The sequence below is a fragment of the Niveibacterium sp. COAC-50 genome (assembly GCF_013184235.1).
GTDB lineage: Bacteria > Pseudomonadota > Gammaproteobacteria > Burkholderiales > Rhodocyclaceae > Niveibacterium > Niveibacterium microcysteis.
The window spans coordinates 39,194-58,578 of record NZ_JABCJM010000009.1 but is presented as its reverse complement, the minus strand read 5'-3'; the positions used below and the strand labels follow the sequence as shown (position 1 = coordinate 58,578).

The window sequence follows — 19,385 nt, the reverse complement described above, 5'->3', positions numbered from 1 at the left end:
ATGACCGCTGCGCTGGCAGGCCGCACGATTCTTGTGACGCGCCCGGTGGCGCAGGCGGACGCTCTTTGCGCCGCGATCGAGGCTCAAGGCGGGCGGGCCTGGCGCCTGCCGCTGCTGGATATCGCGCCGATCGAAGAAGCGGCCGAGTTTGCCGACTTGGCGCGCGCGCTCGACGACTACGATTTCGCCTTCTTCGTCAGCGCCAACGCCGTCAACCACGGTCTCGCGGGCGTGCGGGCGCATCGCGCCTGGCCGCCGGGGCCTCGGGCGGTAACCGTCGGGCCTGGCAGCGCGGCCGCGTTGCGCGAAGCCGGGTTTGCGCAGGTGTTGGTGCCACGCGAGCGTTTCGACAGCGAAGGCGTGCTGGCACTCGACGAATTTGCCCCCGCTGCGATTGCGGGCAAGCGGGTGTTGATCCTGCGTGGCGACGGGGGGCGCGAGTTGCTTGGTGATGCCCTGACGGCGCGTGGCGCGCAGGTGCGCTGCTTCACCTGTTACCGCCGCCTGGCGCCCGAAGTGGATGTCCCTGCGCTGGCGGAGGCGAGTATGCAAGGCCGGCTGGACGCGATCACGCTCACCAGCAGTGAAGCGGTTCGCCACCTCGCCGCGCAGCTGGAGTCCGCTGGCGAATCCGTGCTGCGCGTGCCGGTTTTCGCGCCGCATGTGCGGGTGGCGGATGCAGCTCGCGCAGCCGGATTTACCCATGTTGTGCTGACCGATGCGGCCGATGCTGGCCTGCTGGCGGGGCTTTGCGCCCATTTCGCCGCAGGCTGAGCGCGTGGCATCGGGTTATCATGAAACCCATGGATACCAGTAGCGAAACCTCCACTCCCGTCACGCCAGCTGCCGCACCCGCCGCGCCTCAGGGGCGCCGCGGCTGGCGCAGTCTCGGCCATCCGCTGGTGATCGCTGGCGCTGTGGTGCTGGCCTTGCTTGCCTGGCAATGGATCGAAACCCGCGCGCAGCTCGAAGTGCTGAAGCAGCAGGTTGCGCAGCGGCTTGGCGAATCCGATGCTGCGACCCGCGAAGTCAAAGGGCGCGCGAAGGAAATCCAGGACTCGATCCAGGCGATGGGCAACCGCCTCGCGGTACAGGAAGCCCGCATGGCCGAGGCGCAGGGCCAACAGGCTGCACTGGAGGCGCTGTATCAGGACCTGTCGCGCTCGCGCGATGAATGGGTGTTGGCCGAAGTGGAGCAGGCGCTGAACATTGCGCAGCAGCAGTTGCAGCTGGCCGGCAATGTGCAGGCGGCGCTCATCGCGCTGCAGAGCGCAGAGGCGCGCCTTGCCGGCTTCGAGCGGCCGCAGCTGCTGCCGCTGCGGAAGTCGATCGCACGCGATATCGAGCGCCTGAAGGCGCTGCCGCTAGCCGATATTTCGGCCATGGGGCTCGCGCTGGAGAACCTGATCGATCGCGTCGACACCCTGCCGCTGGCCTTCGAACATTCGCCGCCGAAGCAGGAGAAGGTGGTCAAGCCGCAGCCCAAGAAGGGCGCGAAGCCGGTCGAGCAGTCCGCGCCGGCTGTCGTCGAGCCGCCGGCCTGGTATGCGCGCTTGCTCGGTGACTTCTGGACGGAGCTGCGCGGCCTGATCCGCATCGAGCGGCTTGATCGGCCCGACCCGGCGCTGCTGTCGCCCGCACAAACCGTGTTCCTGCGCGAGAACCTGCGCCTGCGGTTGCTCTCTGCACGCCTCGCACTGCTGCAGCGCGACGGTCGCGTCTTCCGCGAAGACACCAAGCAGGCCGCTGCGTGGATGGAGCGCTACTTCGATGTCGAGGACCGTGAGGTAGCGATGCGTCTGGCTGATCTGCGCAAGGCGCAGGGCGCGCGCCTGTCGGTCGAGTTGCCCAACCTGAACGAAACGCTTGGCTCGCTGCACAGCGCACGCGTTGCCGGCGCGCGCTGAGGCCCGAGCATGATGCGCGCCCTGTTCTGGCTTCTGAGTATCTTCGCGCTGGCCGCTGGCCTCGCGATCGTCGCCCGCTATAACGACGCCTACGCGTTGTTCGTGTGGCCGCCTTGGCGGCTGCATATCTCGCTGAACCTGCTCGCGATCCTCTCGGTCGGCCTGTTCGCTTTGCTCTACATGGCCACGCGGCTGGTTGCGCGGGCGCTCGCGCTGCCGGGGGCGGTCGCGGCGTTTCGTGCGCAACAGCGCAAACAGCGTTCGATCCAGGCCTTGCGCGACGCGCAGCGCTTCCTGGTGGAAGGCCGCTACGGCCGCGCCCATGCGCAAGCCGATGCTGCCTACCGCGCCAACGAATCCCCCGGCCTTGCGGCACTGATCGCCGCGCGAGCCAGCCACGCGATGCGTGAGCATGTGCGCTGTGAGGAATGGCTGCGCCGTGCGGCCGAGCATGACCGCGAAGTGCGCGTGGCGCGTTTGATGACCGAGGCCGAGTTCGCGGTGGCGGACCGCCGCTTCGACGTGGCTGCCGAGCGACTCGACGCGCTGCGGCAAGGCGGTCACCGGCACATCGCGGCGCTGCGACTCTCGGTGCAGACGGCCGCGGCGCGTGGCATGTGGGGCGATGTGCTGCGTCTGGCGCGACAGCTCGCAAGCCACCGCGCCTTCACCGCTGAACAGGCGGCGCCGCTGGTTCGCCGCGCGCATCTTGAAAGCCTGCGCGAGCTCGAGGGCAACCCCGAGGGCATGGTGCGCTACTGGCGCCAGATTCCTAAACCCGAGCGCAGCGACCGCGGCTTGGTGCGCGATGCGGCTTTGCTGCTGAACGCTTCCGGCCAGGGCGAACTTGCGGCGGAGGCGATCGGCGACGCGCTGGACGACAACTGGGATTCGGCGCTGGCCGAACTCTACGGCCGCATCGAAGGTGGCACGCTGATCGAGCGGATCGGGCAGGCCGAGCGTTGGCTGCGTGCTCAGCCGCGTGATGAGCGACTGTTGCTGACGCTGGGCCGCCTGTGCCTGCAGCAGCAGCTGTGGGGCAAGGCACAGAGCTACCTGGAGGCTTCCCTTTCCGTAGCGCCTTCGCGCGCTGCACACCTCGAACTGGCACGGCTGGCCGAGCAGCTCGACCGGAACGAGCTGGCGCTCAAACACTTCCGCAGCGCGGCCGAACTCACCGGCTGATGCATCCTGCGTTGCGGCGCCGAGCGTCAGGCGCCGCAACGTACTTCACTCAGTCCTGCAGCAATGCCGCAAGCATCGTGAGCATCTGCGTCACTTCGTCCGCACTCACATTGAGCGCGGGCATCAGGCGCAAGCAGTGCGGCCTCGGCGCGTTCAGAAGCAGCCCCGCCTCGCGAGCCCGTTGTACCAGGGCCGTTGCGTCATGGCGAGGGCCGAGTTCCAGCGCCAGCAAGAGACCCGCACCGCGCACGCCAACCAGATCGAAACGGGTGACGAGCTCGTTCAGGCCGACGATCAGCTGCGCCGAGCGTTCGCGTACGCCGGCGAGAAACGCGGGCGTGTCCACGATGTCCAGCACCGCATTACCGACCGCCGCCATCAACGGGTTGCCGCAGTAGGTGCCACCCTGGTCGCCGTGGCTGAAGCAACTGGCCGACTTGCGCGCCAGCAGTGCCGCCAACGGCACCCCGCCGCCGATCCCCTTGGCCAGCGTCAGAATGTCCGGCGTGATCTCGGCCGCCTGATAGCGGAACAGCGTGCCGGTGCGGCCGATGCCGGTCTGCACTTCGTCAAGGATCAGCAACAGGCCGCGCGCATCGCAGAGCGCCCGCAGCGCGCGCAGGAAGTCCAGCGTTGCGGGTTGCACGCCGGCTTCGCCCTGGATGGGTTCGAGCATCACGGCCACGGTCTGCGGCCCGATCAATGCCTCGACCGAGGCGAGGTCGTTCAGCGTGGCTTTCGGGAAGCCCGGTACCTGCGGTGCGAAGATCGTGTCCCAGCCCGGTTTGCCGGAGGCCGACATGGCTGCAATCGTGCGGCCGTGGAAGCCATCCGTGAAGGTGATGATTTCGTGCGCGCCGTTTCGATGCAGGCGCCCCCACTTGCGCGCCAGCTTGATCGCGCCTTCGTTGGCCTCGGCGCCGGTGTTGCAGAGGAACACCTCGTCCAGCCCGGAACACGCAGCGAGCCGGTTGGCAAAGCGTATTGATGCATCGTTGAAGAATGCCGGGCTCGGATTGACCAGACGCGTTGCCTGTTCAGCCAACGCCTGCGCGATCGCGGGATGGGCGTGGCCAAGGCAATTGACGGCCCAGCCCTGCACGAAGTCCAGATAGCGTCGCCCCTCCGCGTCCTCCAGCCAGGAACCGCTGCCGCGCACCATGACGGCGGCGGGGCGGGCGGCGATGTCCATCAGCGCGTGTTCGGGATGGGGCGAGTTCATGGGTGTTTCCTTTCGGTGGGCGGAGAAAACAAAAAGGCCGCGGGATGTCCGCGGCCTGGTCGGGGATCCAGCTTGCTTCTCGCTGGACTATGACGCTTCGGCAATCCTGCGCGCGAACGAAGACGTGCCGCAGCGAGTGCGGCCGGCAGGGGTTCGGCGTCGAAGGGATAGGGCCAAGAGAAGCATGTCGCCATAGTGCAGTGCAAAACAAGTTGCGTCAAGCCACTTGTTTGCGGTGTGCAGCGCGCCATCTCCGTAGTTTTGCGTAGGGGAATGCCTGCGCGGTTTCCGCTGTCCTTATGCCAAGGAAATCACGAAAATCATGCCTTTTGCATGAAGGGGATGAGCGTGTGCAGACTTCGCTTCTGGTCCGTCGGCTTGCTGATGGCGCTTGCGTTCGGCAGTGTCCAGGCTGCGGACGACGCGGCCAAGCCGATCAAGATCGGCGTGATCGGGCCTTACTCGGGCGGCTCGGCCCCGATGGGCATCTCGATGCTCCACGCGGTGCGCATGGCGGTCGCCGAGATCAACTGGAAGGGGGGCCTGCTTGGGCGTCAGATCCAGCTGGTCGAGCGTGATGACGAGGCCAATCCCGAGAAGGGCGAGGCGGCTGCCCGCGAGTTGGTCGAGCGGGAGAAGGTCGAAGCGATGCTGGGTATCGCCAACACTGGCGTGGGCCTGGTGGCGTTGAAGCACTTCCAGCAGGCGAAGATCCCGGTGATCGTGAACATGGCTGCCGGTGCGCCGATCACGCAGCAGTTTGCGCCGCCGCAGGTGCCGGATAGCTACGTCTTCAGGCTTGCCGCGAGCGATTCGATCCAGACCACGCGACTCATCGCCGAGGTCGTAGAACGCTACAAGTTCTCCAAGTTCGCGTTGCTGGGTGACAACACACCATACGGCCGGCAGGGGGTTGAGAACCTCAAGCGCGCGATGGAAGCCCGCGGTTTGAAACCTGTGTTTGAAGGCGGTTTCGACCTTGGTCAGACCGATATGCAGAAGCTGATCGCGCAATCCCGTGCGGCCGGGGCGCAGGCGCTGCTGGTGTGGGGTATCGGGCCGGAACTGGCGGCGATTGCAAAAGCGCGCGCGAAGGAGGGCTGGAGGGTGCCGCTGCTGGGCAGTTGGACGCTCTCGCTCGACAACTTTATCCAGAACGCGGGCAAGGCGGGTGACGGTGCGCGGATGACGCAGACCTTCATTGCCGAACCGATCACCTCACGCCGCCAGGAATTCCTCATCGCGTACCGCAAGCAATCGGGGCTGGAGCGCATTCCGTCTGCGGTGTCTGCGGCGCAGGGCTACGACTCGATGCTGCTGCTCGCGGCGGCGATCAAGCAGGCCAACTCCACGCAGGGCACCGCCGTGCGCAACGCGCTGGAGAATCTGCAGGCACAGGTATTCGGTGTGGTGACGACCTACCAGAAACCGTATTCACATAGCGACCATGAGGCGATCACGACCGACATGGTCGTGACCGGCGAAATTCGCGATGGCCACATCACCTACGCGCACAAGGACGAAATGACTGCAGTGATCGTCGGCCGTAAGACGACCGATCGCTAGTCGGCATTGATCGCAACGGGCGGCGCGATGTCGCCCGTTGCGGCTCAATGCGCAGCGAGCCAGTCGCGTCCGGTGAGGAACTCGTCGTGCAGCCGCGCTTCAGGCGACCCCGGCTCCGGATGCCAGTCGTAACGCCACTTCACGATCGGCGGCATCGACATCAGGATCGACTCGGTACGCCCGCCGGACTGCAGGCCGAACAGCGTGCCGCGGTCGAAGACCAGGTTGAATTCAACATAACGGCCGCGGCGGTAGGCTTGGAAGTCGCGTTCGCGTTCGCCAAACGGCAAACCACGACGGCGCTCGACGATCGGCGTGTAGGCGCCGAGGAATGCGTCGCCGACCGAACGCGTCAGCGCGAATGCACTGTCGAAATCGATCTCGCCGTTGGCGCCGAGGTCGTCGAAGAAAACACCGCCGACGCCGCGTGGTTCGTTGCGATGCTTCAGGAAGAAGTAGCGGTCGCACCATTCCTTGAAGCGAGGATGGTAGTCGGCGCCGAAAGGCGCCAGCGCGTCGCGGCAGCTGCGGTGGAAGTGCTGGGCGTCTTCTTCGAAACCGTAGTAGGGCGTCAGGTCCATGCCGCCGCCAAACCACCAGATCGGATCGCGGCCCTCGGGCGTGGCGATGAAGCAGCGCACGTTCATGTGTACCGTGGGCACATACGGATTTCGCGGGTGCAGCACCAGCGACACGCCCATCGCCTCGAAGGGCGCGCCGGCGAGTTCCGGCCGATGCGCGGTGGCTGAGGCCGGCATGCCGCCGCCCATCACATGCGAGAAATTGCAGCCACCGCGCTCGAAAAGATTGCCTTCCTCGACCAGACGCGTCAGGCCGCCTCCGCCGGCGGGGCGTTCCCAACTGTCGGTGCGGAAGGCGGTGCCATCGAGCGCTTCGAGTGCAGCAACGATGCGCGCCTGCAGGTCGACGAAATAGGCCTTGGTCTGGATCGGGTCAGCGTTCATCAGAGCACTCAAGAGGTAGAACCGGATTTACATGAGACAAGGGCCGGTTGCCCGGCCCTTTCAATGCAGCAGCATACCCGAGCGCTGTCAGCCCTTGCGCGCCACCGCGCGATGCCCGATGTCGCGGCGGAACTGCATGCCGTCGAAGCTGATCTGGCTGATCGCTTCGTAGGCGCGGTTCTGGGCCTCACGCACCGAGTCGCCCAGCGCGGTGACACACAGCACGCGACCACCGGCCGTGACGACCTGGCCATCCTTGTCGGCCGTGCCGGCATGGAAGACGTGGACGTCGTCCGTCTTGTAGTCGAGCCCGCTGATCACATCGCCTTTCTTCGGATCGTCCGGATAGCCCCCTGCGGCGAGCACCACGCCCAATGCGACGCGACGATCCCACTCGGTTTCGGCTTCGTTGAGCTTTCCGGCAAGCGCAGCTTCCACCAGATCGACCAGGTCGGTCTTCAGGCGTGCCATGATCGGCTGCGTCTCCGGGTCGCCCATGCGGCAGTTGAATTCGACCACGCGGGGCTTGCCCTCGCCGTCGATCATCAGGCCAGCGTAGAGGAAGCCGGTGTAGGGCAGGCCGTCGGCGGCCATGCCGGCGAGCGTCGGGTTGATGACCTCGCGCATCACGCGGGCATGTACCTCGGGCGTGACGACCGGGGCGGGCGAATAGGCGCCCATGCCACCGGTGTTGGGGCCTTCGTCGCCGTCCTTCAGGCGCTTGTGGTCCTGCGAGGTGGCCAGTGCCAGCGCATGCTTGCCGTCGGCCATGACGATGAAGCTGGCTTCTTCGCCCTGCATGAACTCTTCGATGACGACGCGCGCACCGGCATCGCCCATCTTGTTGCCGACCAGCATCATGTCGATCGCGGCGTGCGCCTCGCCGAGGCTCATCGCGACAACGACGCCCTTGCCGGCCGCGAGGCCGTCGGCCTTGATCACGATCGGTGCGCCTTCGGCGTCGATGTAGGCATGGGCCTGCGCGGCGTCCGAGAAGGTGCGGTACTTCGCGGTCGGGATCTTGTGGCGGACGAGGAACTGCTTGGCGAAGTCCTTCGAGGCTTCAAGCTGCGCTGCGGCTTTGGTTGGGCCGAAGATCGGCAGCCCGGCGGCGCGGAAGGCGTCCACCACACCCGCGGCGAGCGGTGCCTCGGGGCCGACCACCGTGAGGCCGATCTGCTCTTTCTGCACGAACGCAATCAGTTCGTCGATCGCCGTGATCGCGACGTTTTCGAGGCCGGGCTCGCGTGCGGTGCCGGCGTTACCCGGCGCGACATAGACCTTCTGCAGCCGCGTCGATTGTGCGAGCTTCCATGCGAGCGCGTGCTCGCGACCACCGGAACCGATGACGAGCAATTTCATGGCTGACTGGGCCTTTCCGCTTGATTGAGCTTGAACCAGATGAAGAAGACGTTGCCGTTCCCTTTGCCGCCAGGCACAAAGGCCGTTTCGAGCGCGACCTTCTTGAAACCGAGCGTGAAGGTCGGCAGCGCAGCGGGGAAGGGGGTGTAGTTGCCGTAGTCCTCACGCCCCATGATGAAGGCGGTGACACCCAGCCCATAGTAGGCACCTTCGAGGCGCGGCATATCCCACAACCAGGAGTAATGGTAGCCCGCCATCCACGACGGCTTGTCGTTGGAATCGCGGAAGCCCATGGCGTACAGCCCATGCCAGTTGCCGTTCTCGGTGTACTTGCCGCGGCCGAAGCCGAAGGCCGGCATCGGGCTTTCGTTGTAGCGGTTGCGCTGCTCGGCCGTGTAGGCCATCGGCAGGTGGTAGATCTTGGTCGGCAGGAAGATGTTCCAGTCGCCGGTGGTCGCGAGATCGGTCGTCTCGTCGACCGCGGTGTTCCACCAACGCTGGTAGAACGGTGCCTCGGCGGCGGGTTCTTCGGCGCGCACGGCCGTACTCACGGCCAGCGCGCAGAGCAGGCCCGCGAGGGCCCGTGAAACGAGTTGCAGCATGGCGAACCTGATCAGTGACGGAAGTGGCGGATGCCCGTCAGCACCATCGCGATGTTCTGCTCGTCGGCAGCGGCGATCACTTCTGCGTCGCGCACCGAGCCACCGGGCTGGATCACCGCGGTCGCGCCGGCCTGTGCCAGCACGTCGAGGCCGTCGCGGAACGGGAAGAAGGCGTCGGACGCGACCGCGCAACCCGGGATCGCGAGGCCCGCGTTCTCAGCCTTGATCTTGGCGATACGCGCCGAGTCGACGCGGCTCATCTGGCCGGCGCCGACGCCGACCGTCATGCCGTCGCGGCAGTAGACGATGGCGTTGGACTTCACATACTTCGCGACGCGCCAGGCGAAGAGCAGGTCCGCCATTTCCTTGTCGGTCGGCGCACGCTTGGTCACCACCTTCAGGTCGGCAGCGGTGATGCGCGCATCGTCGTAGGTCTGCACCAGCAGGCCGCCACCGACGCGCTTGAAGTCGAGTTGCGAGACCGGGCCCAGCGCGCAGGTCAGCACGCGTACGTTCTGCTTGGCGGCGAGCACGGCCAGCGCGCCAGCGGTGTAGGACGGCGCGATCAGCACTTCCATGAACTGGCCTGCGACCGCCTTGGCGGTGGCTTCATCCACTTCAACGTTGAAGGCGATGATGCCGCCGAAGGCCGAGGTCGGGTCGGTCTGGAAGGCCTTGCGGTAGGCCTCTTCGGCGCTCACGCCGAGCGCCACGCCACACGGGTTGGCGTGCTTGATGATGACGCAAGCCGTGGTTTCAAACGCCTTGACGCACTCCCATGCAGCATCGGAATCCGCGATGTTGTTGTACGAGAGCTCCTTGCCTTGCAGCTGCGTGTAGCCGGCGATGCCGCCCGCGGCGCCGTTCGGATCGCGGTAGAAGGCTGCGCTCTGGTGCGGGTTCTCGCCGTAGCGCATCTCCTGCACCTTGTCGAAGGCGAACTGGATGCGGCTCGGGTATTCGGCGCGCACCGGCGCTTCGGCCGGCACCAGCTTGTCGGCATCGACCGCGGTCAGCCAGTTGGCGATCGCGCTGTCGTAGCGGGCGGTGTGGGTGTAGGCCTTGCGGGCCAGTTCGAAGCGGGTCTTGTACGACAGCGCGCCGGCGTTGGATTTGAGCTCGGCGACGATTGCGGCGTAGTCATCCGGGTCGGTCACGATGCCGACGCCGCCGGCTTCGGTGCCGTGGTTCTTCGCCGCTGCGCGGACCATGGTCGGGCCACCGATGTCGATGTTCTCGATCGCGTCTTCCAGCGTGCAGCCTTCCTTGGCTACCGTCGCCTGGAACGGATACAGATTCACGACCACCAGGTCGATGCGCGGGATCTGGTGCGCGGCGAGCGTTTCGAGGTGCTCGGGCAGGTCGCGGCGCGCGAGGATGCCGCCATGCACTTTCGGATGCAGCGTCTTGACGCGGCCGTCGAGCATTTCCGGGAATCCGGTGTAGTCACCCACGTCGGTGACCGGCAGGCCTGCATCGCGCAGCGCCTTGGAGGTGCCGCCGGTGGAAAGCAGGCTCACGCCGAGGGCGTGAAGTTCGCGGGCAAATTCGACGATGCCGCGCTTGTCGGAAACGCTGAGAAGGGCTTGGGTGACGTTCATGGCGGGTATGGGACTCAGAGAAGGTCGTGGTCGGTCAGTTTGCGTCGCAAGGTGTTGCGGTTGATGCCCAGCATCTCGGCGGCCACCGTCTGGTTACCGCCCGCGTGTTTCAGCACGATTTCGAGCATCGGACGCTCGACGTTGCGCAACACCATGTCGTACACCCCGGTCGGTTTCTCACCGTCCAGGTCCTTGAAGTAGCGTTCCAGCGCGCGGCGGACGCAATCGGCGATGTCTTCGGAGCGGCTCATGCCGCGAGCTCCTGCAAAGGTTGTGAATCTGCGTGGTCGGCGACTTCGACGTCGCACAGCCGGTCGCCGTGCTCGCCAAGTCGGCCGAAGAAGTCGTCGACGACCGCGAGCTGGCTCGCGACGTCCGGCTGCTGGTTCATCAGCTGCCTGAATGCGTGGGCACCGAAGATGCCCTTGGTGTACCAGCCGATGTGCTTGCGTGCGATGCGCACGCCGGCATCCTCGCCGTAGAAGTCATACAGGTCCGCCAGGTGCGCGCGGCACACGCGATGGATTTCGCTGACTTCGGGAGACGGCAGTTCGGTTCCGGTCGCGAGGAAGTGTTCGATCTCGCGGAAGATCCACGGCCGGCCCTGTGCGGCGCGGCCGATCATGACGCCGTCGGCGCCAGTGTGGGCGAGCACATGGCGGGCCTTGCGCGGTGAATTGATGTCGCCGTTTGCGATCACCGGGATGCCGACAAGCTGTTTCACCGCCGCGATCGTGTCGTATTCCGCCTCGCCCATGTACAGGTCGGCGCGTGTGCGACCGTGGATCGCGATCGCGCGAATGCCTGACGCTTCGGCGATCTGCGCAATGCGCGGCGCGTTGCGGTTCGCGCGATCCCAGCCGGTGCGGAACTTGAGCGTTACCGGGACGTCGGGGACGGCCTTGACCACCGCTTCGAGGATGCGGCCCACCAGTGCTTCGTCGCGCATCAGGGCCGAGCCGGCGGCGAGATTGCACACCTTCTTCGCCGGGCAACCCATGTTGATGTCGATGATCTGCGCGCCATTGTCGGCATTGAAGCGGGCGGCTTGCGCCATCATTGCCGGGTCGGCACCGGCGATCTGCACCGAGATCGGCTCGACCTCGCCTGCGTGGTCGGTGCGGCGGCGCGTCTTGTTCGTGGCGTACAGCAGCGCATTCGACGTCACCATTTCCGAGACGGCCAGACCCGCGCCCATCCGCTTGCATAGCTGGCGGAAAGGGCGATCGGTCACGCCCGCCATGGGCGCGACAAACAGATTGTTGCGAAGCTGGAAGCCGGCGAACTGCATCGCTCAGGAATCGGGGGGTGCGAAAGCGCGGAAAAAGCGCGTGATTCTACCCGAGTCGACGAGGTCCACGAAGCGCGTTGCGGAGACCCACGACTGGCGCGGGTCTCCGGGCAGCATACTCAGATGAAGTTGAGGTAACGCGTCGAGAAGCGGCCAATGTTGGGCAGGATGGTGCCAAGGTCGCTGTCCGATACGCCGAACCAGCGGCCAAGTGTGGCGGCGTACTGGTCGACCGAGGTCGTCGGCAGCAGTCGACCGGAGCCGACGTCTTCCGCAGTGCCGAGTTTCACGACCGGGAAGCTGCCGTAGACATCCTGCCCCTTCACCGCACCGCCGACGATGAAGTGATGCGAGCCCCAGCCGTGATCCGACCCGTCGCCGTTACTGGTCAGCGTGCGGCCGAAGTCCGAGCCGGTGAACAGCGTCACGTTGTTCGCGATTCCGAGTTGCACGGTGGCGTTGTAGAAGTAATCCACCGCACCGGCAATTGCGGTGTGCAGCGTGGGCTGCTGCGTCAGCTGGTTGTCGTGCGTGTCAAAGCCGCCGATGCTGACGAAGAACACCTGGCGCTTTACGCCCAGCGCGGCCGAAACGCCGGCGAGTCGTGCGACAACCTGTAGTTGGCGCGCAAGATTGTTGTTGGCTTGTGCTGCCGGCAGCGCAACGCGCGCATCGGTGGTCGGCAAGGTCGCGAGAGCCGCAGCGACTGCCGCTTGTGCATCGATCGAACGTTGCACGATGCGACCATGCTCGCGCTCGAACAACTGCGACGAATTGCCGGTGCTGACGGCACGCAGTGCGGCGGCGCCCTGCGGTGAGCCGAACAGGCTGGTGGCATTGATGTTGTTGATGCCGACCGCGCCGCTTGAGCTGATCTGATACTGGAACGTGTTCTTGCCCGACAGGAAGACCGTGTTGCCCGCCGCAGACACGGCAGTGAAGACCGCATTGCTGTTCATCGAACCCAGCAGATCGCCGAAGCGCCCGCCCCAGCCGAGCTTTGCGCCTTCGGGCGTGAAGGCTTGCCAGGTGGCGGTCTGGTCGTTGTGCGAGAAAAGCTTCGGCGGCACCGGCACCTTGCCGCTCTTGTATTCGGCCGCATCCTTGATCGGCGCGACGAGCGGACCGACGTTGGCGAGAATCGCCGCCTTGCCGCCATCGAACAGCGTCTTGATCGGTGCAAATTCCTTCGGCAGGGCGAGCTGTCGTCCGCCAAGGCCGCTCAGCGTGGTCAGCGGCAGCAGGTCCGCTTGCGCTCGCGCGATGGTGTCGCGGGCGGCGTAGTAGTCGTTGTACGAGGCCGCGTCGTACGGAATCACCGTATTCGTCTGGTCGTTGCCACCGTAGAAGAACAGGCAGACAAGGGCTTTGTAGTCGGGGTCGGTCGCTGCAGCCGCGGCGCCGATGCCGGCAAGGTTCAGCGCGAACGGTGCGGCGCCGCCGAGGGCCGACAGGGCTGCGGCGCGCTTGAGGAATTCCCGGCGGGAGGCGTTATTGATGCTCATGTTCGTCTCCGCTTACTTCTGGATCAGGTAGTCGTTGGATGCCAGCACGAGGTACACCGCGAGGCGCACCCGGTTCTTGCGGGCGATGTCGGCCTTGGTGGCGTCAGTCGGAATGGCGATGGCGTTGACCGCATCACGGATCGTCTGTTTGGTCGTCGCGCTCATGGTGTTGTGCGTCAGCAGCAGATCCAGTCGGTTCATCAACTCGTCAGGCTTTTCGGCGAGCGCCAGTTCGGCGGTGAAGTCCGGCTGCACGTCGCGCACGTTGTTGGTGGCGCTGCCGACGCCACTCGCCACGGCACCCTGCATGAAGTTCAGGTAACCGGCGATCGAGGTTTCGTTCGTGATCTGGAATTCGGGCGCCACCAGCGCGCGGTCGGCGAGGGCGGTGCCAGGGGGGACATAGCCCGGCCGGTAGAAGTTGAAGACCGAGGGCGAGCGCAGCGGGCTCTGGCCCAGGGCGCTGCTGTTCGAGTCGGTATTGCCGATCAGGTAGCGGCCGGAGGCCGATGTCGCGTTGAAGGCGCGCAGGAAGTGGCCGAGGCGCACGATTGGTTCGCGCACCTTGCCGAAATCATCACGCACTGCGTAGCTGGCGTCGCGCGCTTCCGGGTCCAGCAGCACCGCGCGGATCACCGCCTTCATGTCACCGCGCACGCCTTGGCCGTTGTTCGCGAACGCTGCCGACACGCGCGAGACATAGGCCGGGCTCGGGTTGCTGGTGACCAGACGCTGAATCAGCTGCTTGCCGATGAACGGACCGACGTTGGCGTGGTTATACAGGCGGTCGAGCGCCGGCTTCAGGCTGCCGGCCGGGTCGGCCTTGGATTGCGCGGCGACCGTGACACCGAGGAATTTCTTCTCCGACAGCGAGTGAAACTGCGTGTAGCCCTGCATCGACTTCACTTCTCGGTCCGGGTCGGCGTCGGCGCCCCAACCCCAGAAGCGCTCGTCGCCAGTGTCCGGGCCGGCCCAGCTCCAGCCGGTGAAGACTTTGGCGAGGCCCGTCACGTCGTCGTTGGTGTAGGTCTCGATCGGCTTGCCGTCGCTACCGAGCTTCTGTGTGCCGTCGGCGTTGAGTTCGTAGAGCCCGATCGAGAACAGCTGCATCACCTCGCGCGCGAAGTTCTCGTCCGGCACGCGACCTTTGGCGGGGTTTTCCTTCTGGTTGCGCAGGTGAGAGAGGTAGATGCCCATCATCGGGTGCATCGCCACGTCCTCGATCAGCTGGCGATAGTTGCCGAAGGCGTTGCGACCCAGCATGTCGTAGTAGGACGCCATGCCGCGGATGTTCTGCGACAGGTTGCCGTCGAAGGACACCACGAAGATCTCGGATAGCGCGAGGGCGACGCGTTGGCGCAGCTGGTCGTCGCCGGTGACGGCCTGCTTCCAGAAGCTCTCGAAGAAGTGCGATTGATCCAGCGACTTGCCCGCAGCCAGCCCGGCCTGCAACTGATCGACGGTTGTCTTGTGGAGGGTTTGTGGCTTGGCGAATTCGGCGTCGAGCCAGGCGCTGAAGTTGCTGGTGCTCAGCGCATTGATCGATGCCTGGGTCGGGCCGAAGCTGGCCTGCTCCAGAAAGCGGGCGGCTTCGCCTGGCGTTGGCGATGCGACCGGCGTGGGTGTTGTGCCGCCACTTGTGCCGCCGCCCGATCCACCGTTGCCGCCTCCACCTCCGCCACATGCGGCCAGCGTAGCCAGTGCCAGCGCAGCTGCGAGATTACGAAATTCCATGAAAGTCCACCCCTGTAAATCAACAAATCCGAGAATATCCTACGAGGATATGCGATCTGGATGGAGTGTGACAAATTATGTATTTCCTGTCGGAAGCCTTCTGACGTGAATTCAGGGCCAGGCGCGGGCGCCGAAGAGCATGCGTTTGGCGACGAAGTGCCGAAGCGGCGACACAAGATCCAGTGCCAGCAGGCCCGCGCCGCGGGCATGGGTGAGCAACGGATCGTCGTTGGAGAACACGCGCACCAGCGAATCGGTGAAGCCGATCGTACTGCGGCGGTCGAGCAGACGGCGCTGCGCATAGCGGGCGAGCAGCGTTGGCTCGCCGGGGTCGGCCGCCCCCGTCAGGGTGTCCGCGAGCGCCCATACGTCGCGCAGCGCGAGGTTGAAACCCTGTCCGGCGACCGGATGCAGCGTCTGCGCTGCGTTGCCGAGCCAGACCGTGCGTCGCCCCACTGCGTCACCGCGGACGCGCAGGCCGAGCGGGAAGCGCGCCCGCTCCAGTGTTTCCACGAACTGAACACGCCCACCGAAGGCGGTTTGAAGCGCCGCGCGGAAGCCGGCTTCGTCCAGTGCCATCTGAGCGTCGGTCTGCGCGGCCGGCAGGGACCACACGACCGAGTAATCGTCGGCCAGCGGAAGCAGCGCCAGCGGGCCGTCGGGGGTGAAGCGTTCGTAGGCGATGCCGCGGTGCGGGGCGGCAAGGCGGGCGCGGCAAATGATGGCGTGCTGACCGTAGTCACGGGTTCGAACATTGCCGCCCGCTTCGCCTGCGATGGCGCCTTCGCAGCATGCAACCAGCCGTGCGCTGAAGGTTTGGCCGTTCGTGGCGCTGGCTTCAATGCCTTCCTCTGTGGGATTCAAGCTTGCGATCGCGGTGTCGTGCAGCAACTCGATGCCGGCGGCCGCAACGGCCGCGGCGAGCCGGCGATACAGCAGCGCGGCCGGCGTGACATAGCCCAAGGCCGGAACGCCGTATTCCTCAGCCCGCATTTGCGTGCGGCCGAGCGCGCCGCGCTGAGAAACATGGATCGTGGTGATCGGGGTCGGCCCTTGCTCCGGCCACGCGCCAAGGCGCTCGAGCGTCTGCCTGCTGCCATGCGAGAGCGCCAGCACCCGGGCATCGCGCTCACCAGCGCCGGCCGGGCGCGCATCGGCGAGCCGCACCGCGAGCCCGCGCCGGTGCAGTGCGAGTGCGAGCGCCAAACCAACCGGCCCTGCACCGACGATCAGGATGCCGCCCTCGGGCGTGTTGGCGTTCTCGGTGTTGGGCATGATGCGGTGTCCGGCGGTGTCAGCGATCGCGCATCAGCGCTTCGATGTCGGCGACAGTCTTCGGCGCGTGGTGGCTCAGCACCTCCGGTTCGCCGTCGGTAACCAGGACGTCGTCCTCGATTCGGATGCCGATATGCCAGTAAGCCTCTGGAATGTCTTCGGCAGGGCGGATGTAGAGGCCGGGCTCAACCGTCAGCACCTGGTTTGGCGCAAGGGGGCGCCAACCGCCGTCGATCTTGTAACGGCCAACGTCATGCACATCGAGCCCCAGCCAGTGGCCGGTGCTGTGCATGTAGAAGCGGTCGTAGGCCTTCTTTTCGATGAGGCCATCGAGGTCGCCATCGAGCAGGCCCAGGTCAACAAGGCCTTGCGTCAGCACGCGCACTGCCGCGTCGTGGTAAGCGTTGTAGGCTTGGCCGGCGCGCGCCTTGTCGATTGCGGCGAGTTGCGCGGCCAGCACCAGCTCATACAGCGCGCGCTGCGGGCCACTGAAACGGCCGGAGACCGGGAAGGTGCGCGTGATGTCGGCGGCGTAGCCATCCACCTCGCAGCCTGCGTCGATCAACAGCAGCTCGCCGTCGGCAAGTTGTTTGCGGTTATCGACGTAGTGCAGCGTGCATGCGTTGCTGCCGCCTGCGACGATCGGGGTGTAAGCGGCCGAGCGGGCGCCCTGGCTGATGAATTCGTGCATCAGCTCGGCTTCCACCTGGTATTCGAAATGACCCGGGCGGGCGAAGCGCATGGCGCGCGCGTGTGCGGCACCGCTGATGGCAGCAGCCCGGCGCATCGTTGCGAGCTCGTCTGCATCCTTGTGCAGCCGCATTTCGTCGACCAGCACGCGCAGATCGCGCACGCTGGCAGGCGGTGCAACGCCGCTGCGGGCACGGCTGCGTACCGCATCGAGCGCGCGCACGATACGGCCATCGTCTGCGCTGTCGGCTCCGATCATGTGGAACACGGCAGCGCGGTTGGCGAGATAGTCAGGCAGGCGGGTGTCGAGCTCGGCAATTGGCCATGCGGCGCTGAGGCCAAAGCGTTCGCATGCCGCTTCGGGACCGTGGCGGAAGCCATCCCATATCTCGCGCTCCGGGTTCTTCTCGCGGCAGAACAGGATGCTCTCGATGTTGTTGTCATCCGCGATCAGCACCAGCGCCGCTTCGGGCTCACTGAAACCCGTCAGGTAGTAGAAGTTACTGCCGAAACGGTAGGCGTACTCGGAGTCGCCGTTGCGCATCGCTTCGCGCGCAGTGGGAATGTAGGCGACGCCACCACCCGCTTCGCGCATCAGTTGGGCGAGGCGTGCGCGGCGCGCGGCGAAAGGGGTGGGGTCAAAGCTCATCGGGTGTCCTGTCGGCGACGCAGTCAGCACTGCCGGGTGTGACCGTCAGGCGACGGTCGAGTTCGGCAAGCTGCGCCGGCGTGCCGATATTGTCCCAGCCGCCGGTATGCAGTTCTCCGCTGGCACGGCCCTGCGCGATCAGCGCATTCCAGATCGGCCGCATTGCGAGTTTGCTGCCCGGCACGATGTGGTCAAAAAGAGCCGGCCGGTGCAGGCTGAAGCCGGCGTAGTTGTATTTGGGCGAGCCTTCCAATGCGAGGCGTCCGTCGGTGCCGAGCGAGAAGTCGCCGCCCGGATGAAAGGGCGGATTGGGCACCATGACCAGATGCGCATCCGGCACTGCCGGATCGGCCGCCATGGCCTTGATGCGCGGCACCAGGCGCCCGTAGTCGTAATCGCTGAAGATGTCGGCAGACACCGAAAGGAAAGGCTCGTCGCCGATCAGTGCGCGCGCGAAGGCGATGCCGCCGGCGGTCTCGAGTGCCGACTCTTCGCGCGACCAGGCGATGGTAACCCCCCAGGCGCGGCCATCGCCGAGGTAAGCCTCGATCTGCGCGCCGAGCCAGGCGTGGTTGATCACCAGCTCGTCAAACCCGGCGGCCGCCAGTTTTTCGATGTGCCACACAATCAGCGGCTTGCCGCCAACCGCCAGCAGTGGCTTGGGCGTGCGATCGGTGAGCGGACGCATCCGCTCGCCGCGCCCTGCAGCGAGGATCATTGCTTTCATTTATATGGCCCCGCGTGGCGTGTTGTGGCGATGGCGCGCGCAGAGGAGCGTCAAAACGTCAGCCCTTCGACCTTCTCGACCGGGTCAAGCTTGTCGAGCAGCCGTGCGAGCGGCTTGAGCTCGCGGTAGCGCTCGGCTGTCTTGCGCAGATAGCGCATCACCAGCGGCATGCTTTGCAGATAGGCGTCCTTGCCGTCGCGATAGCAAAGCCGCGCGAAGATCCCTAGCACCTTGATGTGCCGCTGTGCGCCCATCCACTCGTAGTCGCGATGGAATTCCGCGAAGTCTTCGCGTACCGGCAAGCCCAGCGTGCGCGCGACTTCCCAGTAACGCACCAGCCAGTCGATCGTCAGCTCCTCGTCCCACTCGATGTAGGCGTCCTTGAACAGTGACACCAGATCGTAGGTAATCGGGCCATACACCGCATCCTGGAAGTCCAGCACGCCGGGGTTGCCTGCGGGCAGGTGCATCAGGTTGCGCGAGTGGTAATCGCGGTGAACAAAGACTTTTGGCTCGGCGAGGTTCACCTCGAGGATGCGGTCGAACACCTCGTAGAGATCGGCCGTTTCCGCGTCGCTCAGCGTAACGCCCTTGTGTCGCGCGATGTACCAGACCGGGAACAGCTCAAGCTCGCGCATCAGCAGTTCGCGCGAATACGCTGGCAACACCCCCGGCTGGCTGGTGCGCTGGATGCTGGCAAGCGCCCCCAGCGCGTCCGCATAGAGATGGGCGGCGTTGTCGGCGTTGAGCGCCTGCAAATAGGTGGTGCTGCCAAGATCGGTGAGCAGCAGAAACCCGTCTTCGTGGTTTTCTGCCAGCACCTCCGGTACGTGGGCGCCGCTCGCGCCGAAGAGCCGCGCAACCTTGACGAAGGGCTTGCAGTCTTCGTGGGAGGGTGGGGCGTCCATCACGATCAGCGATGGGCCGCCGTCGTCGAAGCTGGCACGGAAGTAGCGGCGGAAGCTGGCGTCGGCCGAGGCAGGGCTCAGCGAGAACGCGCGGCCGGGGTGTTGCTGCGCGACCCAGTTGCGCAGGAGTTCGAGTCGATCCAAGCCGGGGCTCCAGTCACGGCCGTGCGTCCCGCAGGGGCGCGGCCAAGTGCTT

17 protein-coding genes are annotated in these 19,385 nt (G+C 65.8%); 4 read left to right on the top strand and 13 right to left on the bottom strand.

Going from position 1 to position 19,385, the window contains the following annotated elements; genetic code table 11:
• Genes HH302_RS21160 through HH302_RS21150 form a run of 3 tightly spaced genes read left to right on the top strand, consistent with a single transcriptional unit; the run spans nt 1 to nt 3,092 of the window.
• Nucleotides 1–774, top strand: coding sequence for a uroporphyrinogen-III synthase (locus tag HH302_RS21160; protein ID WP_172204856.1), 774 nt, complete (start codon nt 1–3; stop codon nt 772–774).
• Nucleotides 775–803: 29 nt separating this feature from the next.
• On the top strand, nt 804–1,907 hold the full coding sequence (locus tag HH302_RS21155) for a uroporphyrinogen-III C-methyltransferase (protein ID WP_172204854.1): 1,104 nt from the start codon (nt 804–806) through the stop codon (nt 1,905–1,907).
• Nucleotides 1,908–1,916: 9 nt separating this feature from the next.
• Nucleotides 1,917–3,092, top strand: a complete 1,176-nt coding sequence (locus HH302_RS21150) for a heme biosynthesis HemY N-terminal domain-containing protein (RefSeq protein WP_253946265.1) — start codon at nt 1,917–1,919, stop codon at nt 3,090–3,092.
• Nucleotides 3,093–3,141: 49 nt separating this feature from the next.
• Here the strand turns inward: HH302_RS21150 and HH302_RS21145 are convergent, their stop codons facing one another.
• Nucleotides 3,142–4,314, bottom strand: coding sequence for an acetylornithine transaminase (locus tag HH302_RS21145; RefSeq protein WP_172204852.1), 1,173 nt, complete (start codon nt 4,312–4,314; stop codon nt 3,142–3,144).
• Nucleotides 4,315–4,662: 348 nt separating this feature from the next.
• Between HH302_RS21145 and HH302_RS21140 the strand changes: the two genes are divergently transcribed.
• Nucleotides 4,663–5,880: an ABC transporter substrate-binding protein gene (locus HH302_RS21140; RefSeq protein ID WP_371814748.1), complete on the top strand. Its 1,218-nt coding sequence runs from the start codon at nt 4,663–4,665 to the stop codon at nt 5,878–5,880.
• A gap of 44 nt (nt 5,881–5,924) precedes the next feature.
• Here HH302_RS21140 and hemF read toward each other — a convergent pair whose 3' ends face one another.
• The 12 genes from hemF to HH302_RS21080 form a co-directional block, all read right to left on the bottom strand.
• Complete coding sequence (gene hemF, locus HH302_RS21135) at nt 5,925–6,845, bottom strand: oxygen-dependent coproporphyrinogen oxidase (RefSeq protein ID WP_172204848.1); 921 nt, start codon at nt 6,843–6,845, stop codon at nt 5,925–5,927.
• Between the two features lie 87 nt (nt 6,846–6,932).
• Nucleotides 6,933–8,207 (bottom strand): phosphoribosylamine--glycine ligase, encoded by a 1,275-nt coding sequence (gene purD / locus HH302_RS21130; RefSeq protein WP_172204846.1) that lies wholly within the window; start codon nt 8,205–8,207, stop codon nt 6,933–6,935.
• Nucleotides 8,204–8,809, bottom strand: coding sequence for a phospholipid:lipid A palmitoyltransferase (locus HH302_RS21125; RefSeq protein ID WP_172204844.1), 606 nt, complete (start codon nt 8,807–8,809; stop codon nt 8,204–8,206). Before HH302_RS21125 ends, purD begins: the two co-directional genes overlap by 4 nt.
• 11 nt (nt 8,810–8,820) lie before the next feature.
• Entirely contained in the window at nt 8,821–10,410 is a 1,590-nt protein-coding gene (gene purH, locus HH302_RS21120; protein WP_172204842.1) for a bifunctional phosphoribosylaminoimidazolecarboxamide formyltransferase/IMP cyclohydrolase, read from the bottom strand.
• Nucleotides 10,411–10,424: 14 nt separating this feature from the next.
• On the bottom strand, nt 10,425–10,661 hold the full coding sequence (locus HH302_RS21115) for a Fis family transcriptional regulator (protein WP_172204840.1): 237 nt from the start codon (nt 10,659–10,661) through the stop codon (nt 10,425–10,427).
• Nucleotides 10,658–11,701 carry a tRNA dihydrouridine synthase DusB gene (dusB, locus tag HH302_RS21110; protein WP_172204838.1) on the bottom strand — a complete coding sequence of 348 codons (1,044 nt, stop codon included), beginning with the start codon at nt 11,699–11,701 and terminating at the stop codon, nt 10,658–10,660. Before dusB ends, HH302_RS21115 begins: the two co-directional genes overlap by 4 nt.
• A gap of 119 nt (nt 11,702–11,820) precedes the next feature.
• Complete coding sequence (locus HH302_RS21105; protein WP_172204836.1) at nt 11,821–13,206, bottom strand: DUF1501 domain-containing protein; 1,386 nt, start codon at nt 13,204–13,206, stop codon at nt 11,821–11,823.
• A 12-nt stretch (nt 13,207–13,218) separates the two neighbouring features.
• Nucleotides 13,219–14,940 (bottom strand): DUF1800 family protein, encoded by a 1,722-nt coding sequence (locus HH302_RS21100; RefSeq protein ID WP_172204834.1) that lies wholly within the window; start codon nt 14,938–14,940, stop codon nt 13,219–13,221.
• Nucleotides 14,941–15,051: 111 nt separating this feature from the next.
• The gene (locus HH302_RS21095) at nt 15,052–16,215 is read right to left on the bottom strand and encodes an FAD-dependent monooxygenase (RefSeq protein WP_172204832.1); all 1,164 of its coding nucleotides are present in this window, start codon (nt 16,213–16,215) and stop codon (nt 15,052–15,054) included.
• Between the two features lie 19 nt (nt 16,216–16,234).
• Nucleotides 16,235–17,554, bottom strand: coding sequence for an aminopeptidase P N-terminal domain-containing protein (locus HH302_RS21090; RefSeq protein ID WP_172204830.1), 1,320 nt, complete (start codon nt 17,552–17,554; stop codon nt 16,235–16,237).
• Nucleotides 17,544–18,281, bottom strand: a complete 738-nt coding sequence (gene murU, locus HH302_RS21085) for an N-acetylmuramate alpha-1-phosphate uridylyltransferase MurU (RefSeq protein ID WP_172204828.1) — start codon at nt 18,279–18,281, stop codon at nt 17,544–17,546. Before murU ends, HH302_RS21090 begins: the two co-directional genes overlap by 11 nt.
• Before the next feature lie 50 nt (nt 18,282–18,331).
• Nucleotides 18,332–19,333, bottom strand: coding sequence for an aminoglycoside phosphotransferase family protein (locus HH302_RS21080; RefSeq protein ID WP_172204826.1), 1,002 nt, complete (start codon nt 19,331–19,333; stop codon nt 18,332–18,334).
• Nucleotides 19,334–19,385 lie beyond the last annotated feature (52 nt).